Annotated in this window: 22 protein-coding genes and 1 riboswitch; of the genes, 18 read left to right on the top strand and 4 right to left on the bottom strand. The window is 65.5% G+C overall.

The features are described from left to right. Positions 1-216: 216 nt before the first annotated feature. The 8 genes from G3N59_RS22760 (at position 217) to G3N59_RS22725 (ending at position 8778) form a co-directional block, all read left to right on the top strand. Positions 217-489 carry a hypothetical protein gene (locus tag G3N59_RS22760; RefSeq protein WP_205985012.1) on the top strand — a complete coding sequence of 91 codons (273 nt, stop codon included), beginning with the start codon at positions 217-219 and terminating at the stop codon, positions 487-489. A 1044-nt stretch (positions 490-1533) separates the two neighbouring features. Beyond that, positions 1534-2592, top strand: coding sequence for a substrate-binding domain-containing protein (locus G3N59_RS22755; protein ID WP_205985010.1), 1059 nt, complete (start codon positions 1534-1536; stop codon positions 2590-2592). A gap of 110 nt (positions 2593-2702) precedes the next feature. Then, entirely contained in the window at positions 2703-3749 is a 1047-nt protein-coding gene (locus tag G3N59_RS22750; RefSeq protein ID WP_205985055.1) for an ABC transporter substrate-binding protein, read from the top strand. A gap of 32 nt (positions 3750-3781) precedes the next feature. Continuing rightward, positions 3782-4606 (top strand): ABC transporter permease, encoded by an 825-nt coding sequence (locus G3N59_RS22745; protein ID WP_205985001.1) that lies wholly within the window; start codon positions 3782-3784, stop codon positions 4604-4606. Continuing rightward, positions 4603-5502, top strand: coding sequence for an ABC transporter permease (locus tag G3N59_RS22740; protein WP_205984999.1), 900 nt, complete (start codon positions 4603-4605; stop codon positions 5500-5502). The genes G3N59_RS22745 and G3N59_RS22740 overlap by 4 nt, the downstream gene beginning before the upstream one ends. Then, entirely contained in the window at positions 5499-6539 is a 1041-nt protein-coding gene (locus G3N59_RS22735; protein ID WP_205984992.1) for an ABC transporter ATP-binding protein, read from the top strand. Before G3N59_RS22740 ends, G3N59_RS22735 begins: the two co-directional genes overlap by 4 nt. A gap of 31 nt (positions 6540-6570) precedes the next feature. Next, positions 6571-7398, top strand: a complete 828-nt coding sequence (locus G3N59_RS22730) for a phosphodiesterase (protein ID WP_205984990.1) — start codon at positions 6571-6573, stop codon at positions 7396-7398. 168 nt (positions 7399-7566) lie between these two features. Next, positions 7567-8778 (top strand): MFS transporter, encoded by a 1212-nt coding sequence (locus G3N59_RS22725; protein ID WP_205984988.1) that lies wholly within the window; start codon positions 7567-7569, stop codon positions 8776-8778. 40 nt (positions 8779-8818) lie between these two features. Here G3N59_RS22725 and G3N59_RS22720 read toward each other — a convergent pair whose 3' ends face one another. Then, positions 8819-9361, bottom strand: coding sequence for a ferritin-like domain-containing protein (locus tag G3N59_RS22720; protein ID WP_205984986.1), 543 nt, complete (start codon positions 9359-9361; stop codon positions 8819-8821). Positions 9362-9517: 156 nt separating this feature from the next. Here G3N59_RS22720 and G3N59_RS22715 point away from each other — a divergent pair, with 156 nt between their 5' ends. After that, entirely contained in the window at positions 9518-9655 is a 138-nt protein-coding gene (locus G3N59_RS22715; protein ID WP_205984984.1) for an entericidin A/B family lipoprotein, read from the top strand. A gap of 197 nt (positions 9656-9852) precedes the next feature. Here G3N59_RS22715 and G3N59_RS22710 read toward each other — a convergent pair whose 3' ends face one another. Next, complete coding sequence (locus G3N59_RS22710; protein ID WP_241023796.1) at positions 9853-10848, bottom strand: EamA family transporter; 996 nt, start codon at positions 10846-10848, stop codon at positions 9853-9855. 652 nt (positions 10849-11500) lie between these two features. Between G3N59_RS22710 and G3N59_RS22705 the strand changes: the two genes are divergently transcribed. From G3N59_RS22705 to G3N59_RS22685, 5 genes are all read left to right on the top strand, one after another. Further along, positions 11501-11908 (top strand): GreA/GreB family elongation factor, encoded by a 408-nt coding sequence (locus G3N59_RS22705; protein WP_205984982.1) that lies wholly within the window; start codon positions 11501-11503, stop codon positions 11906-11908. A 204-nt stretch (positions 11909-12112) separates the two neighbouring features. Beyond that, positions 12113-12254: riboswitch (TPP riboswitch) on the top strand. Positions 12255-12364: 110 nt separating this feature from the next. Next, complete coding sequence (thiC, locus tag G3N59_RS22700; RefSeq protein WP_205984980.1) at positions 12365-14296, top strand: phosphomethylpyrimidine synthase ThiC; 1932 nt, start codon at positions 12365-12367, stop codon at positions 14294-14296. A gap of 228 nt (positions 14297-14524) precedes the next feature. After that, positions 14525-14746 carry a glycine zipper 2TM domain-containing protein gene (locus tag G3N59_RS22695; protein WP_205984978.1) on the top strand — a complete coding sequence of 74 codons (222 nt, stop codon included), beginning with the start codon at positions 14525-14527 and terminating at the stop codon, positions 14744-14746. A gap of 245 nt (positions 14747-14991) precedes the next feature. Then, positions 14992-15498: a hypothetical protein gene (locus tag G3N59_RS22690; protein ID WP_241023794.1), complete on the top strand. Its 507-nt coding sequence runs from the start codon at positions 14992-14994 to the stop codon at positions 15496-15498. A 279-nt stretch (positions 15499-15777) separates the two neighbouring features. Then, positions 15778-17379, top strand: a complete 1602-nt coding sequence (locus G3N59_RS22685; RefSeq protein ID WP_205984970.1) for an L-lactate permease — start codon at positions 15778-15780, stop codon at positions 17377-17379. A 92-nt stretch (positions 17380-17471) separates the two neighbouring features. Here the strand turns inward: G3N59_RS22685 and bamC are convergent, their stop codons facing one another. Further along, positions 17472-18728 carry an outer membrane protein assembly factor BamC gene (gene bamC / locus G3N59_RS22680; RefSeq protein WP_205984968.1) on the bottom strand — a complete coding sequence of 419 codons (1257 nt, stop codon included), beginning with the start codon at positions 18726-18728 and terminating at the stop codon, positions 17472-17474. A gap of 399 nt (positions 18729-19127) precedes the next feature. Here bamC and G3N59_RS22675 point away from each other — a divergent pair, with 399 nt between their 5' ends. Then, entirely contained in the window at positions 19128-19649 is a 522-nt protein-coding gene (locus G3N59_RS22675) for a DUF2844 domain-containing protein (RefSeq protein WP_205984966.1), read from the top strand. Further along, a complete protein-coding gene (locus tag G3N59_RS22670) occupies positions 19646-20929 on the top strand; it encodes a DUF3443 domain-containing protein (protein ID WP_205984964.1) in 1284 nt (427 codons plus the stop codon). The genes G3N59_RS22675 and G3N59_RS22670 overlap by 4 nt, the downstream gene beginning before the upstream one ends. Positions 20930-20974: 45 nt before the next feature. Here G3N59_RS22670 and G3N59_RS22665 read toward each other — a convergent pair whose 3' ends face one another. Further along, positions 20975-21577 carry a hypothetical protein gene (locus tag G3N59_RS22665; protein ID WP_205984962.1) on the bottom strand — a complete coding sequence of 201 codons (603 nt, stop codon included), beginning with the start codon at positions 21575-21577 and terminating at the stop codon, positions 20975-20977. 174 nt (positions 21578-21751) lie between these two features. Here G3N59_RS22665 and G3N59_RS22660 point away from each other — a divergent pair, with 174 nt between their 5' ends. Further along, positions 21752-23494, top strand: coding sequence for a VRR-NUC domain-containing protein (locus G3N59_RS22660; RefSeq protein WP_205984961.1), 1743 nt, complete (start codon positions 21752-21754; stop codon positions 23492-23494). Beyond that, the gene (locus G3N59_RS22655) at positions 23491-25773 is read left to right on the top strand and encodes an ATP-dependent DNA helicase (protein WP_205984959.1); all 2283 of its coding nucleotides are present in this window, start codon (positions 23491-23493) and stop codon (positions 25771-25773) included. The genes G3N59_RS22660 and G3N59_RS22655 overlap by 4 nt, the downstream gene beginning before the upstream one ends. Positions 25774-25828: the final 55 nt, after the last annotated feature.

Here is a 25828-nt window from a genome sequence, read left to right as displayed (position 1 = left end):
CGTATTAGCGGGATTGCGCGCGGTGATTCACGTCATTCCGGCGTGTCGATTAGCGTGTTCACCTTCCGGCTTTGCCCGGATCTTCCCTCGCGTGCGCCGCTCAAGCGCACGCCGCCTCGTCTTGTCCTCCGGTAATGCAACGTCTGCAAACCTTTGTTTCGGGTTGCCAATGCCGACGTTTGGCGGCGACAATGGTGCGCAATCAGGGGGGACTCTATGAAAGGTGGCATCCTGTTGCTCGGACTCGGCATGCTGACGGCATGCACATCGGTGACCGGTATCAACTCGAGACAGGACGGACATCTTTCGGTCACCAGCCGTGCGCGCTGGGACATCGTGTCCTGGAATCACGTGCGCAGCGCCGGCATGAAGGAGGCCGAGGCCTACTGCCACAAGCGCAAGAAAGAACTGCATACCGTCGAGGTCCACAGCGAAGGCTTGCGCGGCGTCACGACCCAGTCTGTAGAAGTAATCTTCGACTGCATTTAAGCCGTATTTTCACAAATCGCGCAAAGCCCCGTCCAGCCGCCTTCCCCGTCTCCTGCCCCGCCGCAAACCTTCCCGAATCTTACGATCGCACAATAGTTTGTTGTCGTTCTCCCTGATACTCAAATTGCATCGGCGCGCTACACTTGAGACACACTTTGTTACGGTTTGTCTCACTTCGTATCATGCTGACCGCTTTCTTTATCGCTTCGCCGCTTGGCATTGCCGCATTGTTCGGATTTGCACGGCTCGTGAACCCTCGCACTGGCCAGATCGGCAGCCGCTGATCGCGCGCGGCGCACACTGATCCCGGATCGTCGCAGCACGCACAAGCCGGGCACCGCGACTCCACTTCCTCGCACGACACCGCCAACGTTTGCGGTTTCTCGATCGGCCCGTCAGCTGGCCACGTCTTTTCGCCCCATTGCGCAGCAGAAAACAAAAAACCCGCAAGGCATGACGCCTGTGCGGGTTTCAGGGCTTCTTGCGAAGCGTATCCAGGTGGCCCTGGTGCCGGCGACCGGACTTGAACCGGTAAGCCGTGAGGCGGCGGATTTTCGTCACACTACGTCTTTAGACGCCGCGCGCTGTGCAAACAACTTAAAGCAACAAGCGGCGTTCGTGCGCTGGACTATGCCTTCGCCCTAGCCTGAAAACTTGTGCGCGCTTTGCAGCGACCCAAACCTTCGAACCTTAGGCGCCCCCCGTCTAGTCTCTACACCTTCCATGCCGACGCTTGCGCGTCAGCCGGCTTGGCTCGGCGTTGCCTCGGTAACCGCACGCTTGCGCGTCGCCTGGTTCCAGGGGGTTCGCCGAATTTGAGGGGTTCTGCACCGGCCGTTTCCGGCTGGGCACTCAATCTGTTTTTAAGTCCGCTATGTTTACCAATTTCATCACGCCGGCAGGGCGGACGGCATTCTACCACTGCCCCGCGTACCCTCCCAAGCGCCGCCGGTCATCCGCCGTCATCTGGCGTTCATCGCGCGGTCACATGCGCTTTCCATAATCGGCCGCATCGAAAACGTTTACAACGCTCGGGCCGCCCGCATGACGCCAACCATCAAGGATGTCGCCGCACACGCCGGTTTTTCGATCGCCACGGTTTCCCGGGCGATCAATGCGCCGCACACGGTCAATCCCGTGACACTCGCCAAGGTGCGCGAAGCCATCGACGCACTCAAGTTTCGCCCCAGCCCGATCGGCCGCCAGTTGCGCGGCGAGCGCACGCGCCTGATCGGCGTGGTGTTGCCGACGCTCGCCAATCCCGTGTTCGCCGAATGCCTGCAGGGCATCGACGAACTGGCTTCGGCACAGGGCTTTCGCCTGATGCTGATGACGACGCAATACGACGCCCAGCGCGAGCGCCACGCAATCGAAACGTTGCGCGCGCAACGGGTAGAAGGCCTGATCCTCACGGTCGCCGATGCGGATACCCACCCGCTGCTCGACGAACTCGACGCCGATGGCCCGCTCTACGTGCTCATGCACAACGACACGACGCGCCGCCCTTCGGTATCGGTCGACAATCACCAGGCCGCCTGTGACGGCGTGCGCATGCTGATCGCGCACGGCCACCGGCGCATCCTGATGCTTGCGGGCACGCTCTCGGCATCGGACCGCGCGCGCCAGCGCTACGCCGGTTATGCCCACGCGATGGAACAGGCCGGCCTCACACCCGCGCCCGCGCTGGAAATCGACTTCAATGCCGAAGCGCTCGCGCCTTCGGTGCTCGCGCATCTGAGCACGGGGCCTGCGCGCCCCACGGCGCTCTTTTGCAGCAACGACCTGCTGGCGATGGTGGTGATGCGCGGTCTGCGCCGCGCGCGCATGCGCGTGCCGCAGGACATGTCGATTCTCGGCTTCGACGGCCTGGCGATGAGCGAACTGCTCGCGCCGCCGCTCGCGAGCATCGGCACGCCCAACGGCGAAATCGGCCGCGCCGCCTGGCAGCGTCTGATGGCGCGCATCAGCGGCGAATACGTGGGCCCGACGCTCGATCTCACGCTAGCGCACACGCTGCGCGAAGGCGGCACGATCGCGGCCATCGCGACGGGCGGCGGCGCGTTGCGCGCCGGCGTCGGCGGCCGGGGCGTCGCGCTCGGCTAAGCCCTTTTTCGACGTGCCACGCGCCGCGCGCCGCTAGAACGGCGTGCCCGCGCGCGTGGCCAAACGCATCGACACACCATGCCGCCCATCCGCACAGGAGCCTCGACGTGATACGCCGCTTCGCCCGCTTCGTCCACTCCGCCCGCACGGCGCTCAGCGTCACGCTCGCGCTTGCCGCGGGATTCGCCGCATCGAGCGCCTCGACGCCGGTCCACGCCGACGAAACCGCCATCTGCTACAACTGCCCGCCCGAATGGGCCGACTGGGCGAGCCAGATCCAGGCGATCGAGCGTCAGACCGGCATTCGCGTGCCGTTCGACAACAAGAACTCCGGCCAGTCGATCGCGCAATTGATGGCCGAGCAGAAAAGCCCGGTCGCCGATGTCGTCTATCTGGGCGTGTCTTCCGCGTTCCAGGCGAAGGACAAAGGCGTCATCGCGCCATACAAACCCGCGCACTGGGACGAGATTCCGGCCAACCTCAAGGACCCGCAAGGCTACTGGTTCGCGATCCATTCGGGCACGCTGGGTTTCTTCGTCAACAAGGACGCGCTCGAAGGGCGACCGGTGCCGCGCTCGTGGGCCGATCTGCTCAAGCCCGAATACAAAGGCATGATCGGCTACCTCGATCCGTCGAGTGCTTTCGTGGGCTATGCGGGCGCCGTGGCGGTGAATCTCGCGCTCGGCGGCACGCTCGACAACTTCCAGCCGGCCTTCACGTGGTTCAGCAAGCTCAAGGCGAACCAGCCGATCGTGCCGAAGCAGACCGCCTACGCGCGCGTGCTCTCGGGCGAGATTCCGATCCTGCTCGATTACGACTTCGACGCCTATCGCGCCAGGTACAAGGATCACGCCAATGTGCAATTCGTGATTCCCACCGAAGGCACGATCTCGGTGCCCTATGTGATGAGTCTCGTGAAGAACGCGCCGCACGCGCAGAACGGCAAGAAAGTGCTGGATTTCGTGCTCTCGGATCAAGGCCAGAAGCTTTGGGCCAGCGCGTATCTGCGCCCCGTGCGCGCGAACACGCTATCGCCCGAAGCCGCCGCGAAGTTCCTGCCCGCCAGCGACTATGCGCGCGCCAAGCCTGTCGATTTCGCGAAGATGGCAGCGCAGCAGCGCGCATTCGGCGAACGCTATCTGCAGATCATGCATTAACACCGTCTTCGTTCTGGTTATTTTCGTCTTTCATGCACGATCTCACCTTCCCGCTGCGCTGGCGCGTGGCGCTCGTCGCGCCCGCGCTCGCGGTGTTTCTCGCCTTCTGGCTGCTGCCGATGGTGGCCCTCGTTCAGGTCAGCGCCGATGGTCATCTGATCGGCACTTATCGCGCACTCCTGACTAATGGCCGCTACATGACGAGCCTGCTGCAGACCGTGCTGCTATCGGCGGCGGTCACCGTGGCCACACTCGTGCTCTCGACGATTTGCGGCCTGCTGCTCGCGCGCCGGGAATTCGCGGGGCGTCGCCTGCTGGTCGCGCTGCTGACGTTTCCGCTGGCGTTTCCAGGCGTGGTCGTCGGCTTCATGGTCATCATGCTGGCCGGGCGCCAGGGCTTGATCGGCGCGCTCGCCATGCGTCTGACCGGCGAGCGCTGGGTGTTTGCCTATTCGATGGCGGGCCTGTTCCTGGGCTATCTGTACTTTTCGATTCCGCGCGTGATCGTCACGGTGATGGCCAGCGCCAGCCAGCTCGACACCTCGCTCGAAGAAGCCGCGCGCTCGCTGGGCGCCTCCTCGTGGCGCGTCACGCGCGATGTGATCCTGCCCGCGCTCGCGCCGGGACTGATCGCGGCGGGCGCCGTCTGCTTCGCAACCGCGATGGGCGCGTTCGGCACCGCCTTCACGCTCGCCACCGATATCGACGTCTTGCCGATGACGATCTACACCGAGTTCACGCTCAACGCGAACATGGTCACGGCGGCAGGCCTGTCGATCGTGCTCGGCGTCGTGACGTGGGCCGTGCTGACGATCGCGCGCAGCCTCACAGGCGCTGCCGTGGCGGCGACGGCATGAGCACGCTCAGCAGAACCGGCGCGCCGGTCGCCAGGCGCCGTCTCGCCCTGCCCTCCACACGCACGTGGATCGCCGCGGCGCAGTGGTTTGTCACGCTCCTCACCTGCGCGTTTCTCGTCATCCCCGTGGTGATGTCGATCGTCGCGGGCCTCACCGTGAACTACTTTCGCGGCGTGGCGAGCGGCCTCACGCTGCGCTGGCTCGAAGCAGTCTGGAGCCAGTATCACGACTCGGTGTTCCTCTCGCTGGAAGTGGCGGCCGCGACGCTCGCGATCACGCTCCTGACCGGCGTGCCCGCAGGCTACGCGCTCGCACGCAGCCGCACGCGTCTTTCGCGTCTGATCGAAGAGTTGCTGGTGATGCCGGTTGCGCTGCCCGGACTCGCTTCGGCGCTCGCGCTGCTGGTGGTGTACGGCGGCTTCTCCGCGTTTCGCATGAGCGCGGCTTTTATCGTCGTGGGTCATGTGGTTTTCACGCTGCCGTTCATGGTGCGCCCGGTCGCCGCCGTGTGCGCCGCCGCGGATCTGCGCACGCTCGAAGAAGGCGCCGCCAGCCTCGGCGCGCATTTCGTGCAGCGCTTCTTCACGATCGTGCTGCCCAATGCGCGGCCGGGCATTCTGGCGGGTGCGCTCGCCGTGCTCACGCTATCCATCGGCGAATTCAATCTCACGTGGATGCTGCACACGCCCGATACGAAAACGCTGCCCGTCGGCCTCGCCGATACCTATGCGTCGATGCGTATCGAGATCGGCAGCGCTTACACCCTGCTCTTCTTCGTGATGACGATGCCGCTACTCGTGGCGATGCAATGGTTCGGCGCACAGACGCCGGGCACGGGCAAGGGCACACGCAAGCGTGATCAAGCCGCAAAGCACACTCATCAGGATTCCCAATGAAACTCGATTCGATGCCGATTGCGCTCACGCAATGCGGCAAGACCTATCGCGGGGCGCGCGTGCTGGAACCGCTCGATCTGTCGATTGACGCGGGGGAAACGCTGGTGCTGCTCGGCCCGTCGGGCTGCGGCAAGACCACGACGCTGCGTTTGATCGCCGGCCTTGAAACGCCCGATGCGGGCGGCCGCGTGCAATTCGGCGACGACGACGTCACCGCGTTGCCCATCGAGCGCCGCAAGGTCGGCATGGTGTTCCAGAACTACGCGCTGTTTCCGAACCTGAACGTGCGCGGCAATATCGGCTACGGTCTGAAGATCGCCCGCGTTCCCGCCGCCGACGCCCGCGCGCGCGTGGACGAACTGCTCGCCATGATGCGTCTCGAAGCCCACGCCGATAAACCCATCGGCCAGCTTTCGGGCGGGCAGCGCCAGCGTGTCGCCCTGGCGCGCGCGCTCGCGCCGCGTCCGCGCGTGCTGCTGCTCGACGAGCCGCTCACCGCGCTCGACGCGCGTTTGCGCGATGCACTGCGCGGCGAGATGAACACGCTGCTGCGCGAGCTGGGCGTCACCACGGTCTACGTCACGCACGATCAGGCCGAGGCGATGGAGCTGGGCGACCGCATCGTCGTGATGAGCGCGGGCCGCATCGAGCAGATCGGCACGCCGCGCGAGATCTATTACCAGCCCGCGAGCCGCGCGGTCGCGCAGTTCGTCGGCACGCTCAACCGGATCGCAGGACAATGGCGCGACGGCGCGCTCGTGACCTCGGGCGGCACGCTCGACGCCAGCGCGCGCCCCGCTTCGGGCGCGGCCGAACTGTTCTTCCGCCCCGAAGACGCCACGCTCGCCGATCCCGCCCACGCGCCGCTGCGCGGCGTGATCGAACAGGCGACTTTCCTCGGCGAGCGCACGCGGCTGACCATCGGCGGCGCCGCGCCCGATGCGCTTTTCGTCGATGTCGCCGGTCGCATCGAACTCGCGCGCGGCACGCGCGTGGGCATTGCCATCGCGCCCGAAGCGCTCATCGCGCTCGCGTAATTTTTACAATCGAGAATTGATCGAGGTCACCATGCTGCTCGCGCAAATCAGCGATCTGCACATCAAGGAACCGGGCGCGCTTGCGTATCGGCGCGTCGATACGGCTGCCAGTCTCGCACGCACGGTCGAACGCCTGAATGCGCTCTCGCCGCGCCCGGACGTCGTGCTCGTGACCGGCGATCTGGTCGATCGCGGCCACGCCGACGAATATCACCATCTCAAGACGCTGCTCGCGCCGTTGCGCATGCCTTGCTGGCTGCTGATCGGCAATCACGACGGCCGCGAAGGGCTGCGCGAAGTCTTCCCGGAGCGCGCGGAGTTGCGCGCAGGCGGCGAGTTCGTGCAATACGCCGCCGATCTCGGGCCGCTGCGCCTGATCGCGCTCGATTCGATGTCGCCGGGCGAGAGCGGCGGCACGCTTTGCGCGGCGCGGCTGACGTGGCTCGAACAGCAGCTGGACGCGGCGCGCGGCAAACCGGTGATCGTCGCGCTGCATCATCCGCCCTTCGATTGCGGCATCGCCCATATGGACGCGATCCGCCTGGACGACACCGCCGCGCGTGCGCTCGAAGCGCTGATCGCGCGCCACCCGAACGTCGAGCGCGTGCTCTGCGGCCACGTGCACCGGCCGATGTTCGTGCGCTTTGGCGGCACCATCGCCAGTGCCGTGCCGGCGCCCGCACATCAGGTGACGCTCGATCTCGCGCCGGATGCGCCGTCCACTTTTACGCTTGAGCCGCCCGCGTTCGCGCTGCATCGCTACGACGCGGCCCGCGGCATCGTCACCCATCACGCCTATGTCGACGATGCGGACGGCCCCTACCCGTTCCACGAGCCGTCGGGCGAACTGATCGCCTGACGCGGCGGGCGGGCGTCATCGGTCGGTAGCGGCTTGCATCGTCACGGAAGCGGCCGCCAGCACGAACCCACGGGCTCCGGTATCATCGGCACGCCCCGGTTCGTCCGGGCCGCTGTTCCGCACTTTTCCGTTCTGGCGGGCTTTGCCCGCGCTCGTAGCCCCGTGTCCATGTCCACACCCGATTCCGCATCCGCTGGCGAAAGTCAGTCGCTGCGCGGCCTGTTGCTCCTGCTCGCCACCATTGCGGGCATCTCGGTCGCGAACATCTACTACAACCAGCCGCTGCTCGACGACTTCCGCAAGGCGTTCCCGTCCGGCGCGGCGTGGATCGGCGCCGTACCGGCCTCGACGCAACTCGGCTACGCCGCCGGCATGCTGCTGCTCGCGCCGCTGGGCGACCGCTTCGACCGCCGCCGCATCATCCTTCTGCAGATCGGCCTGCTTTGCCTCGCGCTGCTGGCCGCGACCTTCGCGCCGACGCTGCCCGTGCTGATCGGCGCGAGTCTCGCCATCGGCGTGCTGTCGACCATCGCGCAGCAGGCGGTGCCGTTCTCGGCCGAACTCGCGCCGCCCGAAGCGCGCGGCCATGCGGTCGGCACGGTGATGAGCGGGCTGCTGCTCGGCATTCTGCTCGCGCGCACGGCGGCCGGTTTTGTCGGACAGTATTTCGGCTGGCGCGCGGTGTTTGGCGCGTCGATCATCGCGCTGCTCCTGCTTGCGGTGGTCATCGTCAAGAAGTTGCCGAAGAGCAAGCCGACTTCGACGCTCAGCTACGGCAAACTGATCGGCTCGATGTGGCATCTGGTGGTGGAGTTGCGCGGCCTGCGCGAAGCGTCGGCAACAGGCGCGTGCCTCTTTGCGGCGTTCAGCCTGTTCTGGCCCGTGCTCACGCTGCTGCTCGCGGGCGAGCCGTTCCATCTCGGGCCGCAGGTTGCGGGGCTGTTCGGCATCGTCGGTGCGGCGGGTGCGCTGGCCGCGCCGTGGGCCGGTCGTTCCGCCGATAAACGCGGCCCGCGCGCCGTCATCACGCTGTCGATCGCGCTGATCGCCATCGCATTCGTGATTTTCGCGTTCTCGGGCAAGAGCCTGATCGGACTCGTGATCGGCGTGGTGGTGCTCGACGTGGGCGTACAGGCCGCCCAGATCTCGAACCAGTCGCGCATTTACGCGCTGCGCCCCGAAGCGCGCAGCCGCGTGAATACCGTGTTCATGGTGTGCTACTTCATCGGCGGCGCAACCGGCTCGGCCGTCGGCGCGGCCACGTGGCACGCCTTCGGCTGGGTGGGCGTGTGCGTGGCCGGGCTCGCATTCAGCGCGCTCGCCGCGTGGATTCATTTCGCCACGCGCCCGCGTCTGGACGCGAGCGCGCAGGCGCTTTGATCACCGTTTCATTCGCCAATCTAGTCGCACAGCGCCGGGCCTAGCGGCCCGAATCGAGCAGATCGGTCATATCGTCGGCGTGCTCCTCCTCCACCGCCAGAATCTCTTCGAAGATGCGGCGCGTGGTGGTGTCGGTATCGCCGAGATACTGGATGATCGCGCGATAACTATCGATGGCGATGCGCTCGGCAATCAGGTTTTCGCGGATCATGTCGTGCAGATCCTTGCCTTCCTTGTATTCCGAATGCGAGCGCTCGCTCAGGTGCGCGGGCGCGAAATCCGGCTCGCCGCCCAGTTGCACGATGCGCGCGGCGAGCATGTCCGCGTGCTGCTGTTCTTCGTTGGCATGCTCGAGAAATTCGGCCGCAACGGCTTCCGATTCGATGCCCTTCGCCATGAAATAGTGGCGCTTGTAGCGCAGCACGCAGACCAGTTCGGTGGCGAGCGAATCGTTGAGGAGCTTGAGCACGGCCTCGCGATCGGCACGATAGCTCGGGGTGACGGAACCCTGATCCAGATTGCGGCGCGCCTCTTCGCGCACGCGCTTCAGGTCAAATTCAAACGCAGCGTGTGACTTCGACATCTGACTCTCCTTGAACGGTGGGGACGACTGACTGCTGTCCGTCCCAAGCGCAAAGGGTGGGCCTGAAGGCGTGGCACGCGTGCTGCACGGGCTCGCACGGAGGTCAGGCACGCGGCGTGCTGTAGGAGGTCTCCCTTAATCCGTGGAGATTCCCTCATGAAACGCCTGATTGCCTTGCTTCTCGTTGCCGCGTCGGCCGCGGCGCTGGCGGCCTGCAACACCGTTGCAGGCGCTGGCCAGGATATGTCCGCGGGCGGTCACGCCATCACGAATACCGCCGAGCAAGCCAAGTAACGCGGCTCGGCAGGCGTGATATGCGGGGTGTGGAAACGGCTGTTCAGTGCCGTTGAAATGCACTCGCTGCGCGTTCGGCGCTGCCTTTTCAGGCAGCGCCGGATCGCGTTAAATGGCGTTATTGGATAGCGTGGTTAATCGGGTTAATCTGCAATCCGAATGATTTTCGCAGCCTGCGAAATGTGGCCGGAAGACCCTCATGAAGCACGCCGACGATCGTCGAATACGAACGAAAGGCCCACGCTGCCCAGAATCAGCGCGGTCGCGATGATCGTGGAATGGGTAATCGGTTCGCCCAGCGTGAGCGCGCCCAGTGCCACCGCCACCACCGGATTCACGTACATGCAGCTACTGGCCACGATCGGGCTGGTATTGCGGATCAGATAACCGTAGGCAACATACGCGGCCATCGTGCCGATCAGCATCAGATAGCCAAAGGCGACGAACGGCACAAAATGCAGCGCGCCCATGCGTTCGCCGGTGACGATCGCCACGAGCGTCGAAATCCCGCCGCCCAGGCCAATCTGCAGTGCCGTGGCGATAAAGAGATCGGCAGGCAATTCGAGCCGCCCGGCCAGATGCGCGCCGATCGCCCAGAACAACGCGCCGCCCAGAATCGCCAGACTGCCGCCGGCCGTACCGCTCGCGCCGCCACCGTGGCTCAGGATCGCGATGCCGACAAGGCCCAGCCCCACTGCGGCCCATTCGCCTTTGGCGACGCGCCGCCCGGCAGCCGCCGCGATCAGCGTGGCGAACAAGGGCACCGTTGCGACCATCACCGCCGCCGTGCCGGTGCCGACCGTGCGCATGCCGTAGGCCAGCATGCCGCTCGACAGCCCCACGAGCATCGTGCCGACCACGCCGGCATTGCGGATCTGCGTGAGCGTGGGCATGACGGGGCGCCGTCGCATCGCGAATACGAACAGGCCGATGCCCGCCAGCAGGTTACGCAGCCCGGAGAGCAGCAGCGGCGGGAACGATTCGAGCGCCACATGCACGGCGAGATAGGTCGAACCCCAGACGAAGTACACGACGGCCAGCGCCAGCGCGACGCGACCGCCGCGCGTCTGCGGCAGCCGCACGCTGCGCGCGAGACGCCAGCTGTGCGCGCCTAGCGTGCCGAGCAACTGCAGGAAACCGCGCAAATACGGGCTGATGGACGAACCGGAAGGCAAACGGGGCGGCATCGTCATTGCACCGCCGCAGAACGGGAGACAAACCAGAGGGCTAACCGCGAACGCCCCGCCAGACCAGGGACGGGACGAATAAAGCGCGACGGCATGATGGAGGCGACGAGAGAGAGTAGGAGACGCGAAAGTAAGCGCACCAGAGCAACACACGACCAAGCCGCACAGGAAAATGCAAGCCGGTCGAAAGCCGCCCGAAATACCCGGAACGGGCGCCACGCATTATGCAACAAGGCGCCGCGTTGCGGACGCCGCGAACGTGCTTTATGCGCCGACGCGCAGCGCGCGCGCAACGGTCGCGAAATAAGGGCGCAGCGATGTCGTGCGAAGACAGAAAACCGTCGCTTCATGCCAGGTCGATGCGTCATTTTGAGACCGTGCTAGGATGTCACATTCTTTCATTGTCATTACATTCATCATGCGTCCGCTGCCTGCGTTTTTCGCCTCGCTTCCACCGCGCGCCTCGCGCCCGGTGGCGGCGCACGCGTGCGCGCTGCGACGCCCTTCCGGCCTGCCGGCCCCGCTCGCCTTCGCCCGGCGTCCGCACTGAACCACCCTCCTTTGCCGGAGCCATTCAGTCGGGCTCCGGGCCGATCCCGTACGCCCTATCGAGGCCTTCCCTGAAGGCCGCTTCATCTGGATCGCAAAGGAGAATCCCATGTCGAAGAAAATCCGTTATCTGACCGAGCTCGATCTCGCCCGCCTCGAAAAATGCGCCGCCGAAACCGGCGCCGCGCCCGCGCGCCAACTGATGCTCGACGAACTGCTCGAACGCGCCGAGATCGTCGATCCGCGCGAAATTGCCGCCAATATCGTCACCATGAATTCGCAGGTCACGCTGGTGAGCGATCGCACTGGCGAAGCCGTCACCTGGACGGTCGTCTACCCGGCCAACGCCAGCGTCAATCAAGGCCGTCTCAACGTGTTTTCGCCCGCAGGACTGGCGCTGCTCGGCGCGAAACGCGGCGAAACCGTGCGCTTCACACCGCCCAGCGGCGCCGTCGAAACGCTGAAAATTTCGCGCATCCTGTTCCAGCCCGAAGCCGCCGACGACTTCGCGCTGTGATGCGCGATTGCGCCGGTCAACGAGCCCGCCGAGGCTCCCGGCGCAGTCCATCGACAAGTTTTTTCGCCTCGTTTTTCGCCCTTTTTCGCGTCAAAAGCGCGTTCTCTCCTATATAGGTCGCGCGCGCGAATTCCTCGCGTACACAGCACATTCCCCCACGCAAAGGCACTTGCCAGAGTGTCGCAGCGCGGTGTATCGTTTGGCCTGCTTACGCGGGGGTCCTGCGTTATGCGCCGCTTCGAACTGTTCACACGAATAGCGTCAGGCAGCGTATTTCGCGGGTGAGAAATACCCTTTGAACCTGATCTGGATAATGCCAGCGCAGGGAAGCGTCCGGACCTTGCAGCAAGACACGCATCACCGCCTGCACCCATCCTCATTGCGAGGTCCGTCCACGTTCCGTCTCGTCTCCTGCGAAGCCGTAGTTCCCACTTTGCATTGCATGGAGAGAGACGCATGAACGCGAATCCCAAGTTCATTTCCGCCAACGCGCACGTCGACGAAGCCGCGATTGCGCCGCTGCCCAATTCCCGCAAGATCTACGTGACCGGTTCGCAGCCGGACATCCGCGTGCCGATGCGCGAGATCACGCAGGCCGATACGCCCACGGGCTTCGGCGGCGAAAAGAATCCGCCGATCTACGTCTACGACACCTCGGGTCCGTACACCGATCCCGAAGCGAAGATCGACATTCGCGCAGGCTTGCCCGCCGTGCGTCAGGCATGGATCGAGAAGCGCGGCGACACCGAAGCGCTGCCGGGCCTCTCCTCCGATTACGGCCGCGAGCGCGCCGCCGATCCGGCCACGGCCGAGCTGCGTTTCCCCGGCCTGCACCGCACGCCGCGCCGCGCACAAGCGGGCAAGAACGTCACGCAGATGCACTACGCGCGTCAGGGCATCATCACGCCCGAGATGGAATACATCGCCATCCGCGAAAACCAGCGACGCGCCGAATACCTCGAAAGCCTCAAGACCAGCGGCCCGAACGGCGCGAAGCTCGCCGCCATGATGGGCCGCCAGCATCCGGGCCAGGCGTTCGGTGCTGCTGCCTTCGGCAAGGATGCGCTCAAGGAAATCACGCCGGAATTCGTGCGCGAGGAAATCGCCCGCGGCCGCGCGATCATTCCCGCCAACATCAACCACCCGGAAAGCGAGCCGATGATCATCGGCCGTAACTTCCTCGTGAAGATCAACGCGAATATCGGCAATTCGGCGGTGACGTCCTCGATCGGCGAGGAAGTCGACAAGATGACCTGGGCAATCCGCTGGGGCGGCGACACGGTGATGGATCTGTCGACCGGCAAGCACATTCACGAAACGCGCGAGTGGATCATCCGCAATTCGCCGGTGCCGATCGGCACGGTGCCGATCTATCAGGCGCTCGAAAAGGTCAACGGCAAGGCCGAAGACCTGACCTGGGAAATGTTCCGCGACACGCTGATCGAACAGGCCGAGCAAGGCGTCGATTACTTCACGATTCACGCGGGCGTGCGTCTGCAATACGTGCCGCTGACGGCCAACCGCATGACGGGCATCGTGTCGCGCGGCGGCTCGATCATGGCCAAGTGGTGTCTCGCGCATCACAAGGAGTCCTTCATTTACGAGCATTTCGAAGAGATCTGCGAAATCATGAAGGAATACGACGTGAGCTTTTCGCTGGGCGACGGCCTGCGCCCCGGCTCGATCTACGACGCCAACGACGAAGCGCAACTGGGCGAACTCAAGACGCTGGGCGAACTCACGCAGATCGCGTGGAAGCACGACGTACAGGTGATGATCGAAGGCCCCGGCCATGTGCCGATGCAGCTCATCAAGGAAAACATGGACCTGCAGCTGGAATGGTGCGACGAAGCGCCGTTCTACACGCTCGGGCCGCTCACGACCGATATCGCTCCGGGCTACGATCACATCACCTCGGGCATTGGCGCGGCGATGATCGGCTGGTTCGGCACGGCGATGCTCTGCTACGTCACGCCGAAGGAACACCTGGGCCTGCCGAACAAGGACGACGTGAAGGAAGGCATCATCACGTACAAGCTCGCGGCGCATGCCGCCGATCTGGCCAAGGGTCATCCGGGCGCGCAGGTGCGTGACAACGCCTTGTCGAAGGCGCGTTTCGAGTTCCGCTGGGAAGACCAGTTCAACATCGGCCTCGACCCGGACAAGGCGCGTGAATTCCACGACGAAACGCTGCCCAAGGACTCGGCCAAGGTCGCGCATTTCTGCTCGATGTGCGGCCCGCACTTCTGCTCGATGAAGATCACGCAGGACGTGCGCGACTTCGCGGCCAAACAAGGCGTCAGCGACGCCGAAGCCTTGAAAAAAGGCATGGAAGTGAAGGCGGTGGAATTCGTCAAGCAAGGCGCAGAGATTTATCAGCGCCAGTAAGGCGAGAACGCCCTTTCGCTGCGCTGCACGATGAGCTGACGTATCGTGCAGCGCAGCGAATGATGCTTTCCACACCGAAACACTTTTTAACGACTCCGACAACTCGCTGACAAGCGCACACACCCGGATACGGAGGGCGTGGCTAGGATGGGTGTACTGGAGGTGCGAACTGGGCGCGATTTATGCGACTCCTTTTGCACCGGATACCCCCTATAGCTGGAGTCGAACATGAAAAACTTCGCTCGCACCCGTACCCTCTTCACCGTGGCTACGCTCGTTGCCGTGATCGGCAGTCTGAGCGCTTGCGACAACATGTCCCGACGCGACCGTGACACTGCCATTGGCGCAGGTGTCGGTGGTGCCGCTGGCGCCGTGATCGGCGGTAGCGCGCTTTCTACCGTGGGCGGCGCCGCAGTCGGCGGCATTATCGGCAATCAGGTTGGCAAGTAAGGTTTCGCGCCGGAGTGCGTGACTGCGTGACGCCTGGCATCCTGGTTCGACGATCCTTTCGTCACGCTATGTGCAGTACGAAAGCCGCTAAAAGCGCAACAAGATACAACAGGCAGATTGGCCAGTCACTCGGCTTCAGAGAGGATACGCGGCACGTGCTCCTGCAAGGGCATGTGCCGCTTTTGCGTTCACACATGGCGCGATCGTTCAGGCGTGATAGCCTGAAGCGTTCGTCTGGAGTCGCCATGAAATCCCCGCTTTCTACTCGCGCGCTGTGCCGTCCGCTCAGAACGGCGGCGATCGTGTGCGCTACCGGCGCGCTGCTCGCGCTCTCGGGTTGCTATTACTACACGCCTTACGGGTACTCGGCCTGGTCGCCGTATTACTACCCGGGTTATTACCCGACCGTTCCCGCCGCCAGCACGCAGCAGGAAACCGCCGTGGCCGTTGCAGGCTCAACGACGACGCGCACCGTTACGCAAACCTACGCGCGCCCCAACCCTGCGCCCGCTGCCGTCGCGGATGCTCAATATCCAGGACCGCTTTATCCCTCGCCGCCCGTTGCGGTTGCAGTGCCGGCGTGGCCGATCTATCCGGCCTATTACCCTTATCCCGCGTACTACGGCTATTCCGGTTGGGGCTGGGGCGCACCGGCAGTTTCGATCGGCGTCGGCTTCTGGGGCGGCGGCGGTTATTGGGGACGCGGCTACTGGGGCCATGGCGGCTATGGCGGCGGTCACTGGCATCACTAAAGATCGCTCTGGCACCGCACGACCGTACTTTCCCTGCTTGACCCTGGCGCTCCGTTTTCTATCCTGCAAGTGGGGCATCGGGGATTGAAACACTGCCTTACTGAATAAGCCCTCCTCAGCGGTGGAATTCGCGAGCGCCACGCGCATGCCGCTCGCGTTCTGCCGCATCTGCCTGCTTGTTGTCTGCTCGCTGTCCGCATTCCGCCTGACGCCATGCCCGGCTCGCCGTGCGCCCTCACGCACGCCCGCGCCGATACGAACCAGCAGAAAGGAGACGTCATGTTCCACCAGTTGTTGACTCCCATCGGCAATTCGCTGCTTTTGTCGTTTCTCGTCGCGGTGCTGCCGATCGTTGTGGTGCTCATCCTGCTCGGCTGGGCGCGCCGGCCCGCCTGGCAGGCCTCGCTCGCCGGGTTGATCGTCGGGCTGATTGTCGCGATCGCGGGCTGGCAGTTTCCGGTCAATCTGGCGATCAGCGCGGTGCTCAACGGCGTGGTGTTCGCGCTCTGGCCGGTCATGTGGATCGTCGTGACGGCGATCCTGCTCTACAACATCGCGCTGCGCTCGGGTCGCTTCGCCGCCTTCCGCATGTGGCTGCTCGACAATCTGCCCAACGACCGGCGCATCGTGCTGGTGGTCGTGGGTTTTTCGTTCGGCGCGTTGTTCGAAGGGATTTCCGGCTTCGGCACGCCGATCGCCATCACCAGTTCGCTGCTCATCATGCTGGGCTTTCCAACGCTCGAAGCCCTCACCTTCACGCTGATCTTCAACACGGCGCCGGTGGCCTTCGGCGCGCTGGGTGTGCCGATCACGGTGCTCGGCGCGGTCACGCACCTTCCCGCCGATGTGCTCGGCCAGATGGTCGGCCGCCAGTTGCCGTTCTTCGCGCTGCTGCTGCCGTTCTACGTGATCGCCATCTACGCGGGCGTGGGCGGCATGCTGCGCATCTGGCCCGTGCTGCTGGTTTCGGGCGGCAGCTTCGCGCTGACGCAGTTCGTCACCTCGAACTACGTCAATTACAGTCTCACCGATGTGCTCTCCTCGCTCGTTTCGCTGATCCTCACGATCCTGTTCCTGCGCGTGTGGAAGCCCGCGCCCGATGCGCAATTCGAAATCCGCGTCGATCGAAGCAAAGAGGTACGCGGCAATATCACGGGCGCGCAGGGCTGGTATCCGTGGATCATCGTTGCGGTCGTGGTGATCGTCTGGACGGTGGCCAAGGTGTTCGCGATCGGCGACGTCAAGGTGCCGTGGCCGGGCCTGAACAAGGCCGTGTTCATCACGCTCTACAAAACGCCTTATGGCGCGGTGTGGGACTTCCAGCCGCTCGCCACCGGCACCGCCATCCTGTGCGCGGCGATCATCACCGCGTTCGTCGTGCGTCTGAAGCCGTCCGATTTCGGCGGCGCAATCGTCGATACCTGGGTGCAGACGCGCATCGCCATTCTCACCGTGGCGACCATCGTCGGACTGGCGTTCCTGATGAACTATTCGGGGCTGACCTACACGCTGGGTCTGGGCGTGGCGTCAGTGGGCGCACTGTTTCCGCTGGTCTCGGCGTTCCTCGGCTGGGTGGCCGTGTTCCTCTCGGGCAGCGATACCTCGGGCAACGCGCTGTTCGGCAATCTGCAGGTAGTGGCCGCGCAGCAGCTCAACCTGAACCCGGTGCTGATGGCGGCGACCAATTCGTCGGGCGGCGTGATGGGCAAGATGATCTCGCCGCAGAACATCGCCACTGGCGTCGCGACCACCGAACTCAAGGGCCAGGAAGGTCACGTCTTCGCCCGCACCTTCAAGCATTCGATCGTGATGACGGTGCTGCTCGGCATTCTGGTGTGGCTGCAACAGTACGTGCTGACGTGGATGATTCCGCCGCACTGAACACCGCCGCGCCGATAAGGACGTAAAACGAAAAAACCCGCCTGCTTGCGCAAGGCGGGTTTTTTATGGGCAATGCCTGGGTGACGCGCGTCTTAGTGCAGCTCTTCGACCACGAGACCCATGATTTCGCGTGCGGGACGCGACGAGTCGATCTCGCCCTTGTCGTCCACCACGGCGATGCGCGTCTGGTTTTCCGTGACGGCGCGCACGTTGACCTTGTACTGCTTCGCGACCTTTTCCTTGCGGCCGTGGAAGATCTGGTTCCAGAAGCCCTGCTCGGCCGAAGTCATATCCTGCGGATCGACGTAACGCACGTAGTAGACGCCCTTCGAGCGATCGCGGTCGTCCACCGTGAAGTTGGCGCGGTCGAGCGCGAGGCCCACACGCAACCATGCACGGTCATACGGCTCCGACAGCGTCAGCTCGGTCGAGGTGTACTGGCCGCCCGGCAGCGTGCCGCCCGACGCACCCTTCGAACCCGCAGCCGCGGGGCTCTGGCCCACCGCCGCCGCGTTCTGCGCAGCGATGGCTGCCGCTGCGGCATCCGGCGCCTTCGACGATGCAGCCTTCGCACCCTTCTTGTCGGCCTTCGCGTCGGCGTCGGCGGCGACCTGCGCGTCCGGCACGCCCGGCTTGGCGCGCGCCAGCGTCACCATCAGGCGCTTCAGGTATTCCTGTTCGAGCGCCGGATCGTTGGGCTTGGGCACCCACTTGCTGGTTTCGTTGTTCGTGCCGGAAAGCTGTTCGCTCAAGCCCTTCTGGCTGATGAACACATACGTGCCGCCCGTGGGCGAGGTTTCCAGACGCGTACGGTACTTGTTGCGTTCTGCCGTGACGTAGGAATTGCCCGTGGCCCAGGACAACGTATTACGGATCAGGCCGTCGTTGATCTTGGGATGGGTTTCGTTCCAGTCGGTTTCCATCAGGCCCTTGTCGCGCTGGTCGACGACCAGCAGGAAGCCTTGTTCCTGCCAGAAGCGACGCACCTGCGCCCAGACGTCGGCGGGCGTGCGGCTGTCGATGACCAGCCAGCTTTCCGTGCCGTCACGCTGGATATGCATGCCCGGCACCTGCGGCAGGACCTGGCTGTTGTCGTCGGTCGCGGGCGCGGCGGCCTGCACCTGCTTGAGCGCCGACAGCGAGGTTTCGCCGCCCTGCGGGGGCAGCGAGCGCTGGTCGGCCGTTTCGTCGAGCATGTTCGGCGGTACGGCCAGCGACGATTGCTTCGCCTTTGCGTCACTACGGTAATCGATCTTGCCCGGCGTCGGCGAGCTGCAGCCGGCGACCAGCCCGCCCGCCATCAGGAGCGCAAACGCGCGTGCGGCAAGACGTTGATGAAAATCACTCATGTTCGGGTAATCCCTTCGGCTACGCCACGGACAGTTTGCGTGGATCAACCAGCCATTTTACCGGCGAGATGGCGCGCTGTGCAAAAACCGGATTAAGCGGACGCGTTTCCGCATGTTGCAGCGGTAAGAAGCGCGCTTCGCCGGACGGCTTGTAACGCTGCGCAGGGCGCGTGACGACCGCGCAGATGTAACGTTCGTCCACATTCTGAAAACACTCTCCGCGCAACATCAATCAGACAAATCCTATTTTTTATCAATGACTTGCCGATGATGACGGCCAGCCGCAGAGCTTGCGCCGATCGGCATTGTTGGCGTGCACGCCTTGCCGCGCCGACGCGATGCTAATTTCCCCAAAAAAATCAGAAAGAAAAATTCTAAAACGTCGTACGGAGAGAATTCATGACAACTTGCAGCCTCATCCGGCTGGGCCGCGTCGCGTCCGGTGCCCGCCTTCTATCGCTTCTGGGACTTCTGGGCCTTCTGGGCGCGCTATCCGGCCCCGCGCAGGCCGCGCTCGGCGACATCGTGCCGACGGCGGCGCGCGTAAGCCTCGCCACCGACGCCGCCGACGCCGCCGCAACCCAGTCGCTCGCGGGCGGCGCGCTGCGCGTCACGCAGCGCGTCGATGCAGCCGGCACGCGCGTGAGCGAATACGTGGCCACGGCCAGCGGCCAGATCGTCGCCTATACGTGGCAAGGGCCATCGGCGCCGAATCTGCACACCCTCCTCGGCCGTTATGCCGCCGACTTCCAGAACGGCGCCGTCGCGCTGCACGTGGCCGATCGCGACAATCTGCACGCCGCGCGCGTGGATACGCCGAGCGTGATCGTCGAATCCGGCGGTTTGATGCGCAGCTACGTGGGCCGCGCGTGGCTGCCGGGCGCGCTGCCCGCAGGCGTGAGCGAAGGAGATCTGCGATGAGCGCGCGCCTGTGCGTGTTCGCGGCGATGCTCGCGGCCGCGCTCGCTGCATGTGGCGGCGGCGGCGGTTCGTCGTCCGCAGCGGCGGCGGCCCCGGGCGGGACGTCCGCGGCCAGTACGCCTGCGGCATCGGGATCGTCCGGCGCGTCGCCCCCCTCCACCACGCCCGCCACGAGCACCGGCAGCGTGACGCAATCGACCACGCCCAACGTCTTGCCGATCACCGTCGCCTCGACGCCCACTTCGACGCGCAACATGCTGATGGCGAGCGTCACCGTCTGCGTGCCCGGCACCAGCACCTGCGCGATCGTCAACAACGTCCAGGTCGATACCGGCTCGCAGGGGCTGCGCCTGCTCGCCTCGGCCTTGCCGGCCGGCTTCGCGCTCCCGGCCGTGCCCGCTGGCAACGGCAGTGATCCGGCCGGTTCGTGCGCGGCGTTCGGCTCCGGCTACACGTGGGGCGCGGTGCGCAGCGCCGACGTGAAGCTCGCGGGCGAAGTCGCCTCCGCCTTGCCGATCCAGCTGATCGCCGACCCGTCGGTGCCGACCATCCCCAGCGCCTGCAAGGGTTTTGGCCTTGCCATGATCAACGCCACGGCGCTGCGCTCCAACGGCATTCTCGGCGTCGGGCCGTTCGGTGCCGATTGCGGTGCGTCCTGCGTGAATGGGCCCAATAGTTCGTGGTACTACGCATGCCCGTCGGGCAACTGCACGGCGAGCACGCAGCCGCTCGCGCAGCAGGTGAGCAATCCGGTCGCGGCCTTCGCCACCGACAATAACGGCGTTATCGTCGATCTTCCGGCGATTGCGAGCACGGGAGAAAGCGCAGTGAGCGGCTCGCTGATCTTCGGCATCGGTTCGCAGGCGAACAATGCGCTCGGCAGCGCGACGGTGCTGCGCGGCAATTCGGTGACGGGTTTCGTTTCGACCACGACATCGGATGGCAGCGTCTATTCGCAGAGCTACATCGACAGCGGTTCGAACGGTTTCTTCTTCGCGAACGCGACGCTCACGCGCTGCGGCGTGTGGTTCTGCCCGAGTTCGCCGCAGAGCCTGGCCGCGACGCTCAAGGGCGTGGATGGCGTGGCCGCGCCCGCTTCGCTATCGGTTGCGAACGCGACGTCGCTGTTCGCAACCGGCAACTGGGCGTTCAACAATCTTGCGGGCTACAACGGCAGCGCATTCGGCTGGGGCTTGCCGTTCTTCTTCGGGCGGCGCGTCTACACCGCCATCCAGGCGCAGACGACACCCGCAGGCACGGGGCCGTACTACGCGTTCTGAATGCGCGCGGGGCGCTGGCCTGTACTGGCCTGTGCTGACTTCGGCTTATTCGGCCTGCGCGTCGGATGCGGGCGTTGCGGGCGTGGTCTTCGCAAGCGCGGCCGGCGAAAGCCAGTGGAACGCGGTGAGCGCGCCGGTGCGGTCGTACTGGCATTCCGCGGCGGCGCCAGGCGGCGGCGCTTTGTGCAGGCCGAGCTTCACGGCGAGGATGCCAAGCGGCGTGGTGGGTTTGGGCTCTTCGACCTTCGGCGCCGAAGCCGCGCTGACCGCAGAGGCGCCCGACGCCGGCACGGCAACCGCAGCGTGCTGCTTGCCCGTCACGCCAGCCGCACTGGATGCAGCGGATGCAGCGGATGCCACCGCCGGCGAACCCGCATTCGGCATGCCGCCCACCGCGAGCGCTTCCGAAGCCCCGAGCACGCCCGAAGCCGGAATCATGCCGCGTTCGAGTTGCCCTTCGATGACGACGCGCTTGCCGCGATACGCCACCGCCGTGTGCGTGACGGAGAAGTCGCCCAGCGACGCACTGGCGAGGCGGCTGCGCATCTCCTGTTCGCAGGCGCTGGGGTTCTGGTACTGCGCAACGCAGCCCGCGAGCAGGGTGGCGCCGGCCGCGAGGCCGACGAGACAGGCATTCCGTTTGTTCATCGCTCTTGTCGCTGTTTTGTCACTGTAGTCGCGCGTGCAGCGCGATCCGGTTTTCAGGCTGCGCCAATTGTAGCTTACGGCCCGCCCGACGCCGATCTACGCCGGACGGCCCCGCCGGCAGCGAAGCGCGCGGGCCTGCTATCATCGCGGCTGTATATCCATACAGTGCCGCGCGTGCTCCCCGACTCCCCCGATCCGTTCTACTACCTGGCGAACTTCGAGCGCGCGCTCGGCTGGCTCGACGCGCGCTGCGCCGACCTGTTCGACGACGCCGAACGCCGTTTCGCGCAGGAATTCGGCGCCCTGCCGCTCGCGGCGCGGGCGCTCTTCGTGCGCATGCTGATGCGCAAAGGCCCGCACTTTCGCGCGAGCAAACTCGATTACGCCGAGATCGGCTGCCCGCGCGCGGCGGCCGCGCCGTTAATCGCGGCGGGCTGGCTCGACGCGGCGCCGGAACTCGCGCTCGACGCGCTTGCGGCGCTCGTGACCAAGGCGGAATTGCAGACGCTCGCCGCGCGGCTCGTCGCTCAGGGCGAAGCCGCCACGCCCGACCTGATCGCCCTGAACCCGCGCACCGCCACGCGCGCGGCCACGCTCGACGCGCTCGGCGCCGCCGCGCCCGCCGCGCGTCTTTGGAGCGCGTGGTTTCCCGCCACGGCGGATACGGTTTTCGACTTCGTCGCCGCGCCGCTGTGCGAACGTCTGCGCCTGATGTTCTTCGGCAATCTGCATCAGGACTGGTCCGAATTCGTGCTCGCCGATCTGGGCGTCTACCGCTACGAACCGGTGCCGCTCGACAGCGCCTCGCGGGCCTTCCAGCAGCGCGCCGATATCGACGCGTATCTGGCCCTGCGCGATTGCCGCGCGATTTTCGATGTCGCGCCCGAAGATCCAGGCGCGCTCGACATCGCCACTGCGCTCGATGCTCTCGACGCGCTTGCCGCGCACACGCACCACAACGCCTGGCTGCGCGCGCGCCACGACCGAGTGCGCCACGCGGCGGGCCAGTCGGCCGAACGGCTGGGCGAAGCGGCGCTGGCGATGCGCGCCTATCTCGACTGCGGCCACCCCGAATCGCGCTACCGGCGCGTGCGCGTGCTGGAGCAACTGGGACAGCGCGACGCGGCCTGCGCACTCGCCCAGTCGATTGCCGAAGCGCCCGCGAACGAAGAAGAGGCGCAGCGCGCCGCGCGCACGCTCGGCCGTCTGACGCGCCGCCGCGCGACGTCACGCAGCCAGCCCACCGCGCCCGATCACTCGCTCATCGAACTGACGCTGCCCGCCGCGCACCGGCCGCTGCGCGTGGAAGAAGCCGCGCGTCTCGCGCTCGCTGGCAGCGACGCCGAAGCGCCGGTGTTCTACGTCGAAAACACGCTCATTACGGGCCTGTTCGGCCTGTTGTGCTGGCCTGCGCTGTTCGCGCCGCTGCCGGGCGCGTTCTTCCACCCGTTCCAGCGCGGCCCCGCCGATCTGCTTGCCGCCGATTTCGTTACGCGCCGCGCGGCGCTGTTCGACGCCTGTCTCGCCGAACTCGAAACCGGCACGTATCGCCACACCATCGCGCAGCGTTTCGCCGATAAATACGGCACGCAGGCGCCCTTCATCGCATGGGGCGCGCTCGACGACACCTTGCTCGCGCTGGCGCTCGACTGCTTCCCGGCCGCGCATCTGCGTCTGTGGTTCGAGCGCCTCTTGCGCGAGCCGGCTGCGAATCGTTCGGGCCTGCCCGATCTCGTGCGCTTCTGGCCGCGCGAGCGCCGCTACGAACTGATCGAAGTCAAAGGGCCCGGCGATCGCCTGCAGGACAACCAGCGCCGCTGGCTCGCCTACTGCGCCGCGCACGGCATGCCGGTGACGGTATTGCAGGCGCGTTGGGCGAGCGAGGATATCGCGCAGGAAGCCGTGATCGCGCCATGAGTTACACCGTCGCCGTGCGCATGCTTTGCGAGTTCACCGCCAAACGCGGCGACCTCGATCTGCGCTTCACGCCCTCGCCCGATGCGAGCGAAGGCCGCGCGGGTCACGCCGCCATCGCCGCGCGCCGGCCTGACGGTTACGAAACGGAAATCGCCCTGAGCGGCACCATCGGCACACTGACCGTGCGCGGGCGCGCCGATGGCTACGATCCCGCGCGACATCGGCTCGAAGAATTCAAGACCTATCGCGGCGATCTGGACGCCATGCGCGAGAACCAGCGCGCGCTGCACTGGGCGCAGTTGCGCGTGTACGGCGCCTTGATGTGCGAGAAGCTTGGCCTCGATACGCTCGAACTGGCGCTGGTGTATTACGACATCGGTTCGGGGCGCGAAACGGCGCTCGTCGAGCAGGCCAGCGCCTGGCAGTTACGCGCGGATTTCGAAGCGCAATGCGCGCGCTTTATCGCATGGGCCGAGCAGGAAAGCGCGCATCGCAGTGCGCGCGACACGGCGCTCGCCGCGCTGCGTCTGCCGCATCCGAGCTTTCGTCAGGGCCAGCGCGATCTCGCCGAGGCGGTCTGGCGCGCGGCCACCCAAGGCCGTTGTCTGCTCGCTCAGGCGCCGACAGGCATCGGCAAGACCATCGGCACCTTGTTTCCGCAGTTGAAGGCCTGCGCGCGCGGCGGCATCGACAAGGTGCTGTTTTTGAGCGCGAAAAGCTCCGGGCGGCAACTCGCGCTCGATGCGCTCGACACGCTCGCGAATGCACAGAGCGACGCAAGCGACGAAACCAACGCGCCGCTGCCGCTACGCGTGCTCGAACTCGTCGCGCGCGACAAGGCCTGCGAGCATCCCGAACTCGCGTGCCACGGCCAGTCGTGCCCGCTCGCGCGCGGCTTCTACGACCGCCTGCCCGCCGCGCGCGAAGCCGCGCTCGCCCGCGTCCATCTCAAGCGCGACGCGCTGCGCGAAGTCGCGCGCGAACACGCGGTCTGCCCGTATTACCTCGGCCAGGAACTCGCGCGCTGGAGCGACGTGATCGTCGGCGACTACAACTATTACTTCGACGTGAGCGCGATGCTGTTCATGCTCGGCGCGCACAACCAGTGGCGCATGAGCCTGCTGGTGGACGAAGCGCACAATCTGCCCGAGCGCGCCCGCGCGATGTATTCCGCCGAACTCGTGCAGACGCGCATGGATGCCGTGCGGCGTGCCGCGAGCGCGCCGGTGAAGCGCGCGCTCACGCGACTCGCGCGTCACTGGAACGCACAGAACGCGCTCTCGCCCGATGCGTGGCGCGCAAGCGATACGCTGCCCGACGGCCTGATCGGCGCGCTGGGCGACGTGATTGCCCGCATCGGCGATCAGCTTGCGGAACCCGCGCTGGTGCGCGACGCCGATCTCGAACGCCTCTATTTCGACGCGCTGCATTTCCTGCGTCTCGCCGAACGCTTCGATACGCAATCGATCTTCGACGTCACGCCCCTGGCCGGTCATGCAGGCAAACGCGCGCGTTCGACCTTGTGCATCCGCAATCTCGTGCCCGCTAACGCGTTGCGCCCGCGCGTGGCCGCCGCGCATAGCGTGACGCTCTTTTCCGCCACGCTCGCGCCCGCGCATTTTTACGCCGATATGCTCGGCCTGCCCGCGAACACGGTGCAGGTGGAAATCGGCACGCCGTTTCGCGCGGAGCAACTCGATGTGCAGATCGCGCGCGATATTTCGACGCGCTACAAGGATCGCGCACGCTCGCTCGACACGCTGGTCGAGCGGATCGCGCGGCAATATGCGCAGCGTCCCGGCAACTACCTCTGCTTCTTCAGCAGCTACGACTATCTTCAGCAGGCCGCCGATGTCTTCGTTGCGCGTCACGCGCACATCGATACTTGGACGCAGTCGCGCACGATGGACGAAGCGCAGCAGCAGGCATTTGTGGCGCGCTTCGTGGAAGGCGGTTGCGGCATTGGCTTCGCGGTGCTGGGCGGCGCGTTTGGCGAAGGCATCGATCTGCCGGGCACGCGACTGATCGGCACGTTTATCGCAACGCTGGGCATGCCGCAGGTCAACGCCGTCAACGAAGCAATGCGCGAGCGCATGGATGCGCTGTACGGCGCGGGCTTCGACTACACCTATCTGATTCCCGGCCTGCGCAAGGTCGTGCAGGCAGCCGGGCGCGTGATCCGCAGCGAACACGATAGCGGCGTGGTGCATCTGCTGGACGACCGGTTCGCGCGGCCCGATGTGCGCGCCTTGCTGCCTGCATGGTGGGATATCGCGTGATGCCTGATTGATACGTAATCCATATTAATTACGTCGACAAATAACGCAGCGCCAC

It is taken from the genome of Paraburkholderia sp. Ac-20340, from assembly GCF_017104965.1.
Classification (GTDB): Bacteria; Pseudomonadota; Gammaproteobacteria; order Burkholderiales; family Burkholderiaceae; genus Paraburkholderia.
This window is presented reverse-complemented; position numbering and strand designations above follow the sequence as displayed.

Excerpts from the sequence above, each read along its gene's own strand:
- G3N59_RS22675 (WP_205984966.1), top strand. The coding sequence starts at position 19,128 with ATGACAACTTGCAGCCTCATCCGGCTGGGCCGCGTCGCGTCCGGTGCC.
- G3N59_RS22655 (WP_205984959.1), top strand. The coding sequence starts at position 23,491 with ATGAGTTACACCGTCGCCGTGCGCATGCTTTGCGAGTTCACCGCCAAA.
- G3N59_RS22695 (WP_205984978.1), top strand. The coding sequence starts at position 14,525 with ATGAAAAACTTCGCTCGCACCCGTACCCTCTTCACCGTGGCTACGCTC.
- G3N59_RS22685 (WP_205984970.1), top strand. The coding sequence starts at position 15,778 with ATGTTCCACCAGTTGTTGACTCCCATCGGCAATTCGCTGCTTTTGTCG.
- G3N59_RS22690 (WP_241023794.1), top strand. The coding sequence starts at position 14,992 with ATGAAATCCCCGCTTTCTACTCGCGCGCTGTGCCGTCCGCTCAGAACG.
- G3N59_RS22670 (WP_205984964.1), top strand. The coding sequence starts at position 19,646 with ATGAGCGCGCGCCTGTGCGTGTTCGCGGCGATGCTCGCGGCCGCGCTC.
- G3N59_RS22725 (WP_205984988.1), top strand. The coding sequence starts at position 7,567 with ATGTCCACACCCGATTCCGCATCCGCTGGCGAAAGTCAGTCGCTGCGC.
- G3N59_RS22735 (WP_205984992.1), top strand. The coding sequence starts at position 5,499 with ATGAAACTCGATTCGATGCCGATTGCGCTCACGCAATGCGGCAAGACC.
- G3N59_RS22755 (WP_205985010.1), top strand. The coding sequence starts at position 1,534 with ATGACGCCAACCATCAAGGATGTCGCCGCACACGCCGGTTTTTCGATC.
- G3N59_RS22705 (WP_205984982.1), top strand. The coding sequence starts at position 11,501 with ATGTCGAAGAAAATCCGTTATCTGACCGAGCTCGATCTCGCCCGCCTC.
- G3N59_RS22715 (WP_205984984.1), top strand. The coding sequence starts at position 9,518 with ATGAAACGCCTGATTGCCTTGCTTCTCGTTGCCGCGTCGGCCGCGGCG.
- G3N59_RS22760 (WP_205985012.1), top strand. The coding sequence starts at position 217 with ATGAAAGGTGGCATCCTGTTGCTCGGACTCGGCATGCTGACGGCATGC.
- G3N59_RS22745 (WP_205985001.1), top strand. The coding sequence starts at position 3,782 with ATGCACGATCTCACCTTCCCGCTGCGCTGGCGCGTGGCGCTCGTCGCG.
- thiC (WP_205984980.1), top strand. The coding sequence starts at position 12,365 with ATGAACGCGAATCCCAAGTTCATTTCCGCCAACGCGCACGTCGACGAA.
- G3N59_RS22730 (WP_205984990.1), top strand. The coding sequence starts at position 6,571 with ATGCTGCTCGCGCAAATCAGCGATCTGCACATCAAGGAACCGGGCGCG.
- G3N59_RS22665 (WP_205984962.1), bottom strand. The coding sequence starts at position 21,577 with ATGAACAAACGGAATGCCTGTCTCGTCGGCCTCGCGGCCGGCGCCACC.
- bamC (WP_205984968.1), bottom strand. The coding sequence starts at position 18,728 with ATGAGTGATTTTCATCAACGTCTTGCCGCACGCGCGTTTGCGCTCCTG.
- G3N59_RS22710 (WP_241023796.1), bottom strand. The coding sequence starts at position 10,848 with ATGACGATGCCGCCCCGTTTGCCTTCCGGTTCGTCCATCAGCCCGTAT.
- G3N59_RS22720 (WP_205984986.1), bottom strand. The coding sequence starts at position 9,361 with ATGTCGAAGTCACACGCTGCGTTTGAATTTGACCTGAAGCGCGTGCGC.
- G3N59_RS22740 (WP_205984999.1), top strand. The coding sequence starts at position 4,603 with ATGAGCACGCTCAGCAGAACCGGCGCGCCGGTCGCCAGGCGCCGTCTC.